Annotated in this window: 8 protein-coding genes and 1 riboswitch; of the genes, 7 read left to right on the forward strand and 1 reads right to left on the reverse strand. The window is 55.7% G+C overall.

The window, feature by feature from the left end:
• Window positions 1–757: 757 nt before the first annotated feature.
• From katG to K0J45_RS03625, 3 genes are all read left to right on the forward strand, one after another.
• A complete protein-coding gene (gene katG, locus K0J45_RS03615) occupies window positions 758–3,028 on the forward strand; it encodes a catalase/peroxidase HPI (RefSeq protein WP_286670308.1) in 2,271 nt (756 codons plus the stop codon).
• Between the two features lie 665 nt (window positions 3,029–3,693).
• Window positions 3,694–4,482 carry a DUF3800 domain-containing protein gene (locus K0J45_RS03620; RefSeq protein ID WP_220044285.1) on the forward strand — a complete coding sequence of 263 codons (789 nt, stop codon included), beginning with the start codon at window positions 3,694–3,696 and terminating at the stop codon, window positions 4,480–4,482.
• A gap of 279 nt (window positions 4,483–4,761) precedes the next feature.
• A complete protein-coding gene (locus K0J45_RS03625; RefSeq protein ID WP_220044286.1) occupies window positions 4,762–5,010 on the forward strand; it encodes a hypothetical protein in 249 nt (82 codons plus the stop codon).
• Between the two features lie 360 nt (window positions 5,011–5,370).
• On the opposite strand, the gene metH is transcribed toward K0J45_RS03625, so the two are convergent.
• Window positions 5,371–9,093 carry a methionine synthase gene (gene metH / locus K0J45_RS03630; protein ID WP_220044287.1) on the reverse strand — a complete coding sequence of 1,241 codons (3,723 nt, stop codon included), beginning with the start codon at window positions 9,091–9,093 and terminating at the stop codon, window positions 5,371–5,373.
• A 596-nt stretch (window positions 9,094–9,689) separates the two neighbouring features.
• Here metH and K0J45_RS03635 point away from each other — a divergent pair.
• The 4 genes from K0J45_RS03635 (at window position 9,690) to cobT (ending at window position 13,797) form a co-directional block, all read left to right on the forward strand.
• Window positions 9,690–10,301 (forward strand): histidine phosphatase family protein, encoded by a 612-nt coding sequence (locus K0J45_RS03635; protein WP_220044288.1) that lies wholly within the window; start codon window positions 9,690–9,692, stop codon window positions 10,299–10,301.
• Between the two features lie 51 nt (window positions 10,302–10,352).
• Window positions 10,353–10,531: riboswitch (cobalamin riboswitch) on the forward strand.
• Window positions 10,532–10,635: 104 nt separating this feature from the next.
• Window positions 10,636–11,616, forward strand: a complete 981-nt coding sequence (locus K0J45_RS03640) for an ABC transporter ATP-binding protein (RefSeq protein WP_220044289.1) — start codon at window positions 10,636–10,638, stop codon at window positions 11,614–11,616.
• A complete protein-coding gene (locus tag K0J45_RS03645; protein WP_220044290.1) occupies window positions 11,603–12,646 on the forward strand; it encodes a FecCD family ABC transporter permease in 1,044 nt (347 codons plus the stop codon). Before K0J45_RS03640 ends, K0J45_RS03645 begins: the two co-directional genes overlap by 14 nt.
• Before the next feature lie 122 nt (window positions 12,647–12,768).
• The gene (gene cobT, locus K0J45_RS03650; RefSeq protein ID WP_220044291.1) at window positions 12,769–13,797 is read left to right on the forward strand and encodes a nicotinate-nucleotide--dimethylbenzimidazole phosphoribosyltransferase; all 1,029 of its coding nucleotides are present in this window, start codon (window positions 12,769–12,771) and stop codon (window positions 13,795–13,797) included.
• The last annotated feature ends 39 nt before the right edge of the window (window positions 13,798–13,836 follow it).

Consider the following 13,836-nt stretch of genomic DNA (forward strand, 5'->3'; position numbering starts at 1 on the left):
AAAGTCGTGGGTTTTCATCCCATATCTTGGAATGTGCGGCCTGACGGCCTAGGTAAGTCGTGGAACTCCGTTCCACACCAGGGCAAGAGGGGGATCTCCAGCAATCCCCAAATATATCCCTATATAAAAGCCAGTTCGGCATCCCTGCCTCTCGTTCGTAAGCACAATCATCAAAGATGATTATTCACCTTGCATCTCCCCGTGCCGTCCCAGACGAAGTTAACTGCATTGGTTAGGAGCCTCATACTCCAATGAAAATCGCCTAACGACTCGGATGGGACTCCTGTCCCCCCGAGCCTTAGCCATCGTCCATGATGGCTATACGGCATTTTCATCTACGCATTTCGGCTCTGGCATCTTGCTTCGCTCTATCTTCTGCATCCATGCAGTCGTCGGCAACTTCGATGGGGATTTGTTGTAGCCACGACCTGTATTGTTGTTGCTAGTACCTTCGCTGAGATGGTTGTGCCGATCTTTTCGAGGCGGTGTGGGGCAGAGGTTTGTCGGGCTATGGTCAGAACTGTGATTTTCGCCACTAAAAAGGTCTAATTATTTTCGATTAAGATAATCGTTTTTATTCGATATATGCTTTTAGCATCTTGCTTCTAATATATTCCTGATGACTAAATAATGCCCTGGAAATTTAGCCTTGCCGCTTGCTGTCTCTTTTTTGTTTTTTGCGGCTTGGCGAAATCCACTCTGGGCTGACAACAGGCTTCGCCTCGGCGAAGCGTAATTAACCTGAAGGAAGCTAACCATGAAAGGTAAAACAGTAAACAAGCAAACGCTCGCGGCGTTAGTGAGTGCCTTGTTGGTGTTTAACCCTGCCGTCGCCGATGAGCAAGAATCCGCACAGATGACTAAGCCCAAAGGGGCTACTGCCACTGGCACCGCCAAAGCGTTTCAACCCAAGAGCAAACAGTTTTGGTGGCCCGATCAATTGGATCTTTCCCCGCTGCGGGATCACGACTCCCGCTCCAATCCCTACGATGAGAGTTTCGACTACGCCAAGGCCTTCAACTCGCTGGATCTCGACCAGGTAAAAGCCGATATCGACCAGCTACTCACCCAATCGCAGGATTGGTGGCCAGCCGACTACGGCAACTATGGTCCCTTCTTCATCCGCATGACCTGGCACAGCGCAGGTACCTATCGCACCTTGGATGGTCGTGGTGGCGCCGGTGGCGGTCAGCAGAGATTCGAGCCGTTAAACAGTTGGCCCGATAACGCCAGCCTGGACAAGGCGCGCCGCCTGCTCTGGCCGGTGAAGCAGAAATATGGCGAGGCGCTCTCCTGGTCAGATTTAATCGTGCTTGCGGGCAACGTCGCCCTGGAAAACATGGGATTTAAGACATTTGGTTTTGCCGGTGGTCGTAACGACGACTGGGAGCCAGACATGGTCTACTGGGGACCGGAGGTCGAGATGCTCGCCAGCGATCGTGAAGACAGAGATGGCAAGCTGCAAAGGCCGTTAGGCGCCACCCACATGGGACTTATCTATGTCAATCCGGAAGGCCCGAAAGGGGTGCCAGATCCGCTAGGTTCGGCCAAGAATATCCGCACAGCCTTCTCTCGCATGGCGATGAATGATGAGGAAACTCTGGCACTTATCGCCGGCGGTCATACCTTCGGTAAGATGCACGGCGCCCACAAGCCGAAAGATTGCCTGGGGGCAGAACCTGCCGCGGCAGGCATCGAAGCTCAGGGGCTGGGCTGGCACAACAAGTGTGGCAAGGGCCACTCAGAAGATACCATCACCAGTGGCCTGGAAGGGGCCTGGACTCAGGCGCCGACTAAGTGGACCTCGCTCTATCTGAGTAACCTGCTGACCTACGACTGGCAGCAGACCCGCAGTCCTGCCGGTGCGATCCAGTGGATCCCAACCGACGAGTCGGTGCACAAGGCCGTGCCCGATGCTCATGTCAAAGGTAAGTTTCATGCGCCCGTGATGACCACGGCGGATCTCGCGCTCAAGTATGACCCCGAGTATCGAAAGATCGCCGAGCGCTTCCTGGCCGACCCGGAAGAGTATCGTCTGGCCTTTGCCAAGGCCTGGTACAAGTTGACCCATAGAGACATGGGGCCTGCCCGGAACTTCCTCGGTAAAGAGGTGCCTCAGGGCAGCTTCATCTGGCAAGACCCAATCGATGATAAGACCCAGTCCCGTCTCAGCGCCGGTGATATCAAGCAGCTTAAAAAAGCCATCAGCAAGTCTGGGCTGAGCGTTGCCGAGCGCGTGCGCCTGGCCTGGGCGTCGGCGGCCAGCTATCGTCAATCAGATATGCGTGGCGGCGCCAATGGTGCTCGTATCGCCTTGGCTCCACAGAAGGATTGGGCGGTGAACAACCCAGCCGAAACCGCCAAGGTGCTTAAGACGTTGGAGGCGATTCGCGCCGACTTTAATAAGGGCGCCGGCAAGCGTCAGGTTTCCTTGGCCGATCTTATCGTACTCGCGGGGGCGAGCGCCCTAGAGCAGGCCGCCAAGCAGGCGGGGTTCGAGGTCGCCGTGCCTTTCACCCCAGGACGAGGTGATGCCACACAGGCACAGACGGACGAAAACTCCTTTAGCCTGCTGGAGCTGCATGCCGATGGCTTTAGAAACTACTTCGACGTAAACCACAGCTATAAGTCGCCTACAGAGATGCTGGTGGATAAGGCCGACCAGCTGGATCTGACTGTGCCCGAGATGACAGTGTTAGTCGGTGGCCTGCGCGCCCTCGATGCCAACTATCAAGGGGCGAAGCATGGGGTGTTGACCCAACGTCCCGGCACGCTTAACAATGACTTCTTCGTCAACCTGTTAGACATGTCGACCCTGTGGCAGAAGTCAGATGTCGATGGCATCTATCAGGGACTGGATCGCAGCAGCGGCAAACCTAAATGGACCGCCACCTCGGTGGACCTCATCTTCGGCTCTAACTCTGAACTGCGCGCGGTCGCCGAGGTTTATGCCTTCGATACCTCAAAGCAGAAGTTTGTCGATGATTTCGTCGCCGCCTGGGTCAAGGTGATGAATATAGATAGATAACAGGGGAGTGTCGGTCTGATGACCGTTGTAAGTCGTGGGGTTATTTCTTTCCCTTTGGGAGGCGATGCCTCACGGCTTTCTTATGTATTGGTTCAAACTTTGTTTGGATATTAATTTAACATCGTGGGATTCCATCCCATTGTTATGAGGTGAGTCGGTCTAGTGACCGAAGAAAGTCGTGGGATTCCATCCCACACCCGGGCAAGAGGGGGATCTCCAGCAATCCCCCTCTTGCATCTCCCCTTGCCGCCCCTGACGAAGTTACATGCATTGGTTAGGAGCCTCATACTCCAATGAAAATAGCCTAACGACTCGGATGGGACTCCTGTCCCCCCGAGCCTTAGCCATCGTCCATGATGGCTACACGGCATTTTCATTTGCGCATCCCGGCTCTGGCATCCTGCTTCGCCCTAACTCCTGCATCCATGCAGTCGTCGGCAACTTCGATGGGATTTATTGTAGCCACAACCGTATCTTATTTTTTGTTAATTCAGGTGTTACTTAACTATTTGTTATAGTTGATATTGAAAGACAAAAGTATGCATTGAAAGCGCTAGACTTGTTTCTATTGTGTATGTATTTTAAACAGTTGTGGAGTCTATAAAAAGGACGGCATTTGACCTTCTTTTTTCTTCTATGTTTCAGTGATTCTAAGGATGGAGTAGATGCAAAGTGGAAAGTTAATATGGCATGTGGCTTGCGATGAGTCTGGAGTGGATGGCCAGAAATACTATGGTTTTGGTTCTCTCTGGATGAAATATCAAAGGCGTGGTGACTTTATTAGGAAGGTTAGAGAACTGAGGGAATTACACAGTTATTACAATGAAATAAAATGGCAGAAAGCTCATAAAAAAGATGTAGCTAATTTTTATGAAGATCTTATTGACATGTTTTTCAAACATCAATGGTTAGCCTTTCATTGCATCATTATTAGAAAGGGATTGGTTGATAAGACTTTTCATGATGGAGACTATGATTTAGCGATGCGAAAGCATTTTACTAAATTAATAGAGGTTAAAGTTAAAGCAATTCAAAAAGCACACCCAAATAGAGTATGTGAGTTTAGAGTAGAAGTTGATCCACTTCCATCGAGATATCAAAAGGCTGATGAGGCTTTCCATAAGGTTGCTAATAATATGCTGAGAAATGATTTTGGTGGAAAATTGCCTATTACTTCAGTGGTGACTAAAGACTCTAAAGATTCAGAACATATTCAAATAGCTGATTTTATTTTGGGAGCAGTTATGAGTGCCTTTCAAGGTAAGGCCAGTTCGCCAGCAAAGTTAAAAGTTGCCTCTAATATAGCAAGCTATTTGGGATGGGACTCATTAGGTTATGATACTAAACCAACTGAACGGAAATTTAATGTCTGGTATTTTTATGATAAAAGACAAGGGGCTAGAGAAGTAGAAACTAAAGATGTCAATTTAAGGTACCCTTTAGAGAGAAATTAGTTTTAAAATTCTACTTGTGGAGGTTTTAACTTATTTTTGGGTACCGATTTCTATGTTGGCTACTATCATTCCCTTTTGCCTGGGTATGGGTTGAAGACTCACGACTTATTTCGGCCATAAGGTCGTATGGAGTAATGAAGCTCTGCCTGACCGAAACCTGACTTAAGCCTTGAATTTCTATAAGCTGTTCTTTTCCTGTTTTGCATTAAGTGTTGAGTTGTATCTATATGGATTCATTTACCTGTAAGGTGATGAGTAGGTATTAAATAGGAAGGTTTTATGGCTAAAGGACCAGAGAGCAAAAGGCTGACCAGCATAGGGCTAGCATTTTATATTGCTATGGTGAGCATCATTTTATCTGGGCTAATATGTTCTAGCCTGTATCCCAGCTCGTTTTTGGGCATCATTACTCAAAGTCTTCTAAATTCTGTAGTTTATGCTCTAGTCGTGGCGACCCCCTTCATTGTTCTTGAAAGGTATTTAGCACAAAAAGGTATCTTGTTAGCGATCAATGACCAGGGTGACTGACCCTTCAGAATAGGTTAGATGCTACAACAAGTCCCCATCGAAGTTGCCGAAATACGCAGATGAAAATGCCGTGTGGCCATCATGGACGATGGCCAAGACTCGGGGGGACAGGAGTCCCATCCGAGTCGTTAGGCGATTTTCATTGGAGTATGAGGGCAAACAACTTCGTCTGGGGCGCCGAGGGATTTCCAAAAGGGGAACAGGCGCTTTTCCCCTTTTGGTCGGGTGTGGGTTGAAGACCCACGACGTTATAAGGCCGCAAGGCCGCATGAGTTAGTGAGGCGAAGCCTCTGGACTCAAGTTCAAACGAAGTTTAAACAATCACAAGGAGTCTATGTGATGACTCCAGATCACTTCCCGTTAAACATCATAATCGAGTACTGGCGCCAACCAGCGCTCTGTCTCCTCGACACTCATTCCCTTACGTTTGGCGTAGTCCTCCACCTGATCCCGGCCGATATTGGTCACGCCGAAGTAGCGCGACTGAGGGTGGGCGAAGTACCAGCCGGAGACGGCGGCGGTCGGAAACATGGCATAGCTCTCGGTGATCTTGAGATCTATGGTCTCGTCGGGCTTTAGCAGCTCCCACAGCAGACCTTTCTCTGTGTGATCCGGGCAGGCGGGGTAACCTGGGGCTGGGCGTATCCCCTTGTATTTCTCGCGGATCAGCGCCTCGTTATCCAGGTTCTCGTCGGCGGCATAGCCCCAGAACTCCTTACGCACCCGCTCGTGCATCCGTTCGGCGAAGGCCTCGGCCAGACGGTCGGCCAGACACTTGAGCATGATGGCGCTGTAGTCGTCATGGTTGGCCTCGAAGCGGGCCACATGTTCGTCGATGCCGTGTCCTGCGGTGACGGCGAAGCCACCCATGTAATCGGCGACGCCAGAGTCTTTCGGCGCGACGAAGTCGGCGAGACAGAAGTTGTCGTTGCCCACACGTTCTATCTGCATCCGCAGATGGTGAGTGGTCATCTCAACCTTGCTACGGCTCTCGTCTGTGTAGATCTCGATATCATCATAATTGACCGTGTTGGCCGGGAAGAGGCCGATGACCGCCTTGGCCGTGAGCCACTTCTCATCGATTATGGTCTTGAGCATCGCCTTGGCATCTTGATAGAGCTTGCGCGCCTCTTCGCCTACCACCTCGTCATCGAGGATCTTGGGGAAGTGGCCGTGTAGCTCCCAGCTGCGGAAAAATGGCGTCCAGTCGATGCGATCGACCAGGTCTTCCAGCGGATAGTCGTCAAACACCTGTCTGCCCAGTTGATTCGGGACAAAAGGCGTATGGGCGTTCCAGTCTTGCTGGCAGCGGTTTTCCCGTGCGGCCTCCAGGGAGACGATCTGCTTGCGCTTGGCCTGTGAATTACGTTTGTCGCGCATCACCCGGTATTCCTCGTAGGCGGCATCTATGGTCGCCTGACGGGTTTCCTTATTGATCAACTTGGCCACCATGGGCACGGCGCGCGAGGCGTCGGCAATATAGATGGCGCCCTCGGGGGCGTGGGGTGCGATTTTCACTGCCGTGTGGATCTTGGAGCAGGTAGCGCCGCCTATGATGGAGGGAATATTCAGCCCCGCCTTGTGGAAGGCTTTGACGTTGTGCACCATTTCATCCAAGCTCGGGGTGATAAGCCCCGACATGCCTATGATATCGACATTTTCCGCCTTGGCGACCTCTATGATCTTCTCGACGGGCACCATGACGCCGAGGTCCACCACCTCGTAGCCGTTACAGGCCAGCACCACGCCGACGATGTTCTTGCCTATGTCGTGCACGTCGCCTTTAACCGTCACCATGAGGATCTTGCCGTTGGATTCGCCCTCGACTTTTTCCGCCTCTATGTAGGGGTTGAGGTAGGCCACCGCCTTCTTCATCACCCGCGCCGATTTCACCACCTGTGGCAGGAACATCTTGCCCGAACCAAACAGGTCACCGACCACGTTCATGCCATCCATCAGCGGGCCTTCGATCACATCCAGCGGACGGCTGGCCAGCTGGCGCGCCTCTTCGGTGTCCTGGTCGATAAAGTCGGTGATCCCCTTGACCAGGGCGTGCTCCAGCCGCTTGTTGACTGGCCAGCTGCGCCACTCGAGATCTTCCTTCTTGGCGCCCGTGGCACCGTCGCCACGGTACTGCTCGGCGATCTCCAGCAGTTGTTCTGTGTTGTTAGACCCTTCCACAGGGCAGGGCAGGTTCTGCACCACGGCCTCTACCCTGGCCTTAAGCTCAGGGTCAATGTCGTCATAGATCGCCAGCTGCCCGGCGTTGACTATGCCCATGTCCATCCCCGCCTGGATGGCGTGATAGAGGAACACGGCGTGGATCGCCTCGCGCACCGGGTTGTTGCCGCGGAAGGAGAAGGAGACGTTGGACACGCCGCCGGAGATCATCGCATGGGGCAGGGTACGCTTGATCTCGCGCGTAGCCTCGATGAAGTCCACCGCATAGTTGTCATGCTCGTCGATGCCGGTGGCGATGGCGAAGATGTTGGGGTCGAAGATAATATCTTCCGGCGGGAAGCCCACCTTATCCACCAATACTCGATAGGCGCGGGTACAGATCTCTATCTTGCGCGCCATGGTGTCGGCCTGGCCAACTTCGTCGAAGGCCATGATGATGGCCGCCGCGCCGTAGCGCTTCACTAGGGTGGCTTGCTCGATAAATTTGGCCTCGCCCTCCTTGAGGGAGATGGAGTTCACCACGCCCTTACCTTGAATGCACTTGAGCCCGGCCTCGATCACCTCCCACTTGGAGGAGTCGATCATGATGGGTACCCGGCTGATGTCGGGCTCGGAGGCAATAAGGTTGAGGAACTTCTGCATCACCTCGACGCCGTCCAGCATCCCCTCATCCATGTTGATATCGATGATCTGGGCGCCGTTTTCCACCTGATCCCGAGCGACCGACAGCGCCTCTTCATATTCGCCTGTCTTGATCAGGCGCAGAAACTTGGCCGAGCCGGTCACGTTGGTGCGCTCGCCCACGTTCACAAACAGGGAATCGGCATCTATGGTCAGCGGCTCCAGTCCCGACAGGCGACAGGCCACCGGCAGATCCGGCAGCTGGCGGGCGCTATGCTTGATGACGGCGGCGCGGATCGCCTTGATATGGTCTGGGGTGGTACCGCAGCAGCCACCTATGATGTTGAGCAGGCCTTCCTCGGCCCAGGGACCGATCACCTCGGCCATCTGCTCCGGGGTCTCATCGTAGCCGCCAAACTCGTTGGGCAGGCCGGCGTTGGGGTGCGCCGACACATAACACTCGGCGATCTTCGACAGCTCCTCCACATAGGGGCGCAGCTCCTGCGGCCCCAAGGCGCAGTTGAGGCCGATGGAGAGTGGCTTCACATGGCGTAGCGAGTTGTAGAAAGCTTCTGTAGTTTGACCCGTGAGTGTGCGGCCCGAGGCATCGGTAATTGTGCCCGAGATCATCACCGGCAGACGCTGGCCCAGCTGGTCGAACAGGGTTTCGATGGCAAACAGCGCCGCCTTGGCGTTGAGGGTATCGAAGATGGTCTCGACCATGATGATGTCGGCGCCGCCCTCGATAAGGGCCTGGGTCGACTCGATATAGGCTTCTACCAGGTCGTCGAAATGGATATTGCGATAGCCAGGGTCGTTCACATCTGGGCTGATAGAGCAGGTGCGGTTGGTGGGGCCGAGCACCCCGGCCACATAGCATTGACGGCCGGTTTCGGCGGCCACCTCGTCACAGGCGGCGCGGGCGAGGCGAGCGCCTTCAAGGTTGATCTCCCGTGACAGCGACTGCATCTCATAGTCGGCCATGGCCACCTGGGTGGCGTTGAAGGTGTTCGTCTCTATGATGTCGGCGCCCGCCAGCAGGTAATCTCTGTGGATCTGCTTGATTAACTCGGGCTGGGTCAGCACCAACAGGTCGTTGTTACCCTTGAGATCGCAGGGCCAATCGGCAAAGCGTTCGCCGCGAAAGTCGGCCTCCTCCAGCTTGTGGTTCTGGATCATGGTGCCCATGGCGCCGTCGAGGATCAAAATTTCCTTATTGAGCCGCGCGCGGATCGCGTCGTTAATCTGCCTTACGTTTCGAACAGGGGATTGGGTCGCCATAACTTTCACCTACTTCAACTGACCTATTGCCTAAACTGCCGCGTCTATCGATTTGACGTGCTATTTTTATTTTGGATGTATAAACGTATGGACGTCTATACTAATCGACTTATAATACCCAGGGCAAGTCAAAAGAGTATAGGGGAAGGTGCGAACAGGTCCCATCTGCTCTGCGTCGGCTTACAGACCTAGATGCAAGGCGTGGTTCGCAGCAAATGGCCCAAGTCCTTTGTAAGAAGCACAACACAGCAGATAGGCCTGTAAGCCACGCCCTTAGGTGCTTTCACAGCAACCGGCTCTCTGCGTTATCTGACTTAGACAGGCCCCGGCATGCCCTGCGTCAGACGCCTTGAACGCCAATTGCTGTGTAAGCCAGAGTACCATGAGGACTTATTCGCAACTTCCCTAAGCTTAAATCTGGTTTGGCTTCGAGGAAGAATGGCGGCTAAGCCGCGTTCCCATGGCAAAAGGCTCTCCCCTTGATAGTGGGTGAATCTGAAAGTTTTTCAATGCCTTATTTATCTTTCATTGCCAAGGGATACTTCCAGAGAGTATCCTGCTAACCTTCTAGATTTTAAAGGTTTAATGCTGCAGTTATGACGCAAACGACACTCTATTTGATGCGCCACGGCGAATGTGAAGGCGGCAATCTGCTGCGCGGCCATAGCGATCAACCTCTCACAGAGATAGGCTTCGCCCAGATGCAGCTGGCCTATGCCAAGCTGCCCCAGGCGGTGGACAGGGTGATCAGCTCGCCGCTCAAGCGTTGCCGTGTATTTGCCGAGCACCTCACCGCTAAGAATCAGGTGAAGGTGGCCCTAGATGCCGGACTCAAGGAGATCTACTTCGGCCGTTGGGATGGCCAGCCTATCCCTGAGCTGCATGCCGATCATGGCGAGGAGCTGAGCGCCTATTGGCGGGACCCTTGGGCCAATCCACTGCCCGAGGGGGAGCCCATGGCTGAGTTCGAGCAGCGTGTCGACGAGGTGGTTGAGCAACTGGTGCATCAGCATAGTGGTGAGGCCTTGTTACTGCTCACTCATGGCGGGGTGATACGTCACCTGATGGCCAAGGCCCTGGGGGTAGAGCACGCCGTAGGCTTCTATACTCGGCTGAGTCTGGACTATGGCAGTGTGGTCAAGATAAGTCACTATCGCGACAAGGCGGGAGAGGGCTACTGGCGTCTGCACTGGCATGACGCCGAGTGAGTCTGGCCTTGTGTCGGCGGCAAAATTTAGCATAATAACCGGGCGCAGGGACCGCCTGCGCCGGGAGTATGGTGTCGAGATCGCCAAGGCGATAACTCGGACTTAATAGGGAATTGGGGAAGGCTTTGTGCCGCTAGCCCAAACTGTGCCCGCAACTGTGAGTGTGTTACCTAGTTGAACCCGACCTGGTCGCCACGAGTCAGGATACCTGCCTACTCTCTAACCACTATCTCAAGCGGGTGACTTGAGGGAGCCAATAGATGAAGAATACCTCGGGGCCGAGTCTGGCCCAAGGGCGAAGGCGCCTCGGCGTTATTCCCCGGAGGGCGCGACCTTGAGCGCCCCTAATCAGCCATCACAAACAGAATCACTCCTGTCTCACGGCGCCAGTGACGGTGCTATTTTAGGTAAAGACACAGGTGCTGGTGCAGCCATCGGCGATGGCGCCTGCGTGCGCCCGGCGCTGTCGGTACGGGATCTCAGCTGGCGCTGCGGTGAGCGCGCCATCCTCTCAGGGGTCAAGCTGGATCTGCTAGAGGGTAAGATGCTGGGGATCATAGGCCCCAACGGCGCCGGCAAGTCCAGCCTGCTGCGCTGCCTCTATCGTTTCCTCACCCCTAGCAGCGGCGAGATCCAACTGTTTGGTCAGCCAATCGCCAGCCTGAGCGCCAGGGCCTTTGCCCGCGAGGTGGCCGTGGTGCTGCAAGACACGCCTCAGCATTTCGACATGACCACGGCCCAGCTGGTGGCATTGGGGCTCACGCCACACAAGGCCGCCTTCTCCATGACCACTAAGGCTGACCGCCTGGCGGTGAGTCAGGCCCTGGAAACCGTGGGGCTCAAGGAGCGCGCCGGACAGACCTACGCCTCCCTGTCCGGGGGCGAGAAGCAGCGGGCGCTGATTGCCCGCGCCATAGTGCAGCAGCCTAAGCTATTGATCCTCGATGAACCCACTAATCACCTGGATATCCGCTATCAGATCCAGATCCTCGAGCTGCTCAAGGCCCTGGGGGTGACTGTGGTGATCTCGATTCACGACCTCAACCTCGCCAGCGCCCTGTGCGATCAGCTTCTCTTACTGGATCAGGGGCACGCCGTGGCCCAGGGGTCGCCCAAACAGGTGCTGAGCGAGGCGCAGATCGCCAGGGTATTCGGCGTCTGCTGTCAGGTATCGCCCCATCCCCAACATGGCAATCCGCAGATCAACTATTTCTATGGCTATCACCTTCACAATGCTGACCAGAGTGCTCAGCATGGCAATGGACTGGGTGACCAGGCCTTTGAGGCGAAGGAGGCTAACCATGACGAGCGCTAGCCTGAGTCTGGGAAGAGGCTATAGTCCGCTGAAATACCTGGCCTTCGTCTGTCTGGGACTGTTGACCCTGGCGACTCCTGTGCTGGCGGTGAGTTTCGGCGCGGCGCAGATAGGCGTCGCCGAGGTGCTTGAGGTGCTGCTGGCCAAGCTGAGCGGCGCCGATCCCGGCGGCGTGACCGCAAGAATATTGATTGAGCTGCGCCTGCCGCGCATCTTGCTGGCCTTCATCGCCGGCTTCGGCCTGGCCCTGGCGGGCGCCGTGTTGCAGACGGTGACTCGCAATCCCCTGGCCGACCCCTATCTGTTTGGCATCTCATCGGGCGCCAGTCTGGGGGCGGTTGTGGTGATCACCCTGCTGGGCGGTGTCGGCGGCACTTTGGCCAGTGTCGGCCTGCCGCTCGGCGCCTTTATCGGCGCCAGCCTGGCGGTGCTCATGGTGCTGGCCCTGTGCGGGCGGGATTTGAACACCCAGATAGAGCGCATGTTGCTCTCCGGGGTGGCGATCTCCTTCCTGTTTGGGGCGCTGGCCAGCCTGATGCTCTATTTCTCCGGGCCGCAATCGGCCGCCTCTGTGCTGTTCTGGAGCCTGGGCAGCTTTGCTAAGGCGAGCTGGCAGATGCTCTGGCTGCCCTGGCTGCTGGTGTTGGCGGCGAGCGCCATTTTGCTGCTGCTCAAGCGGCAGATCCTCGCCATTCAGGCGGGGGATGAGACCGCCCACACCCTGGGCATTCGGGTGCAGCGCCTGCGTCTCGTCAGCCTGCTGCTCTGCTCGCTGATCACCGCCGTCCTGGTGGCCAACTGTGGCGGCATCGGCTTCGTCGGCCTGATGGTGCCCCACATGGTGCGCCTATTGCTGCCCGGGCGTTTCGCCCTGCTGCTGACGGCCTTGGTGGGCGGCCTGTTTATGATCTGGGTGGATGTGCTGGCGCGCTGCCTGCTCAGCTATCAGGAGCTGCCGGTGGGGATCATTACGGCTGTGATAGGCAGCCTCTTCTTCCTGTTTATCCTGGGCGGCAAGCGTAGCAACTAGCCCAGGTCCCCTATGTATTGAAGGAAAGGTGTATGGAAGGAAAAGCGTATTGAACTATGCCAGCAAAGAAGGTGTGGATTGCAATGAATCGAGAACGAGGGCGAGCGATATGAGGTACCAGTATGTTTGAAGTCACTGTGGTAAGTAGCGAGTTCGATGCCAAGATCCAGCAGAAGATAGACACTAAGACCAAGCCACTGGGCGCCCTCGGCGCGCTCGAGACCCTGGCGATGACTATCGCCAGGGTGCTGGGTCCAGACAAGCCGCAGATAACCAAACCAACCCTCTTGGTGTTTGCCGGCGATCACGGCATCGCCGCCTCCGGCGTCTCCATCGCGCCTAGCGAGGTGACTACCCAGATGGTGATGAATTTCCTCAAGGGCGGCGCGGCCATCAATCTGTTCTGTGCCCAGGGGGGGATCACCATGGAGGTGATCGACTGCGGCATCGCCCAGGAGATTCATGATCAGCCTAAGCTTATCAACCACAGGCTGGGGGCCGGCACAGGTGCGATTCATCGCGAGCCCGCCATGACCCTGGGGGCGGTCAAGCAGGGCTTCGCCATGGCCAGGGAGCGGGTCGCGCTGCATCACGGCCGCGGCTGTAACCTGATCGCCTTCGGCGAGATGGGCATAGGCAACACCAGCTCGGCGGCGGCCATCATGGCGGCGCTGATGGGGTGCGAGGCGGCCGAGTGTGTTGGTCGGGGCACAGGCATAGATGCCGCCACCTTGGCACGCAAACAGCTGCTGGTGGAGCAGGCGCTGCATCTGCACCGCGAGCAACTTGACGACCCCTATGGCGTGCTGGCCTGCCTGGGTGGCTTCGAGATAGTGCAGATGACGGGCGCCATACTGGCGGCGGCGGAGCTGAAGATGCTGGTGCTGATCGACGGCTTCATCGCCACGGCGGCGGCGCTGGCGGCGGTGACTATCGCGCCCCACGCCCGGGACTATATGATCTTCGCCCACGAGTCTGGCGAGCGCGGCCACAAACTGATGCTGGAGCATCTCAATGCCCAGCCGCTCTTGTCCCTCGGACTGCGTCTTGGTGAGGGAACCGGGGCGGCGCTGGCGGTGCCCCTGGTGCAGGCGGCGGCCAAGTTTTACAACGAGATGGCCTCCCTCGAAGAGATGGGCATTTCGATTTAGCGGCAATAGCAATCTAAGGAACCAAAAGGGAAAGCGCGA

The sequence above is a fragment of the Shewanella alkalitolerans genome (assembly GCF_019457575.1).
Lineage (GTDB): Bacteria > Pseudomonadota > Gammaproteobacteria > Enterobacterales > Shewanellaceae > Shewanella > Shewanella loihica.

Excerpts from the sequence above, each read along its gene's own strand:
- katG (WP_286670308.1), top strand. The coding sequence starts at position 758 with ATGAAAGGTAAAACAGTAAACAAGCAAACGCTCGCGGCGTTAGTGAGT.
- K0J45_RS03625 (WP_220044286.1), top strand. The coding sequence starts at position 4,762 with ATGGCTAAAGGACCAGAGAGCAAAAGGCTGACCAGCATAGGGCTAGCA.
- K0J45_RS03635 (WP_220044288.1), top strand. The coding sequence starts at position 9,690 with ATGACGCAAACGACACTCTATTTGATGCGCCACGGCGAATGTGAAGGC.
- K0J45_RS03620 (WP_220044285.1), top strand. The coding sequence starts at position 3,694 with ATGCAAAGTGGAAAGTTAATATGGCATGTGGCTTGCGATGAGTCTGGA.
- K0J45_RS03645 (WP_220044290.1), top strand. The coding sequence starts at position 11,603 with ATGACGAGCGCTAGCCTGAGTCTGGGAAGAGGCTATAGTCCGCTGAAA.
- metH (WP_220044287.1), bottom strand. The coding sequence starts at position 9,093 with ATGGCGACCCAATCCCCTGTTCGAAACGTAAGGCAGATTAACGACGCG.
- cobT (WP_220044291.1), top strand. The coding sequence starts at position 12,769 with ATGTTTGAAGTCACTGTGGTAAGTAGCGAGTTCGATGCCAAGATCCAG.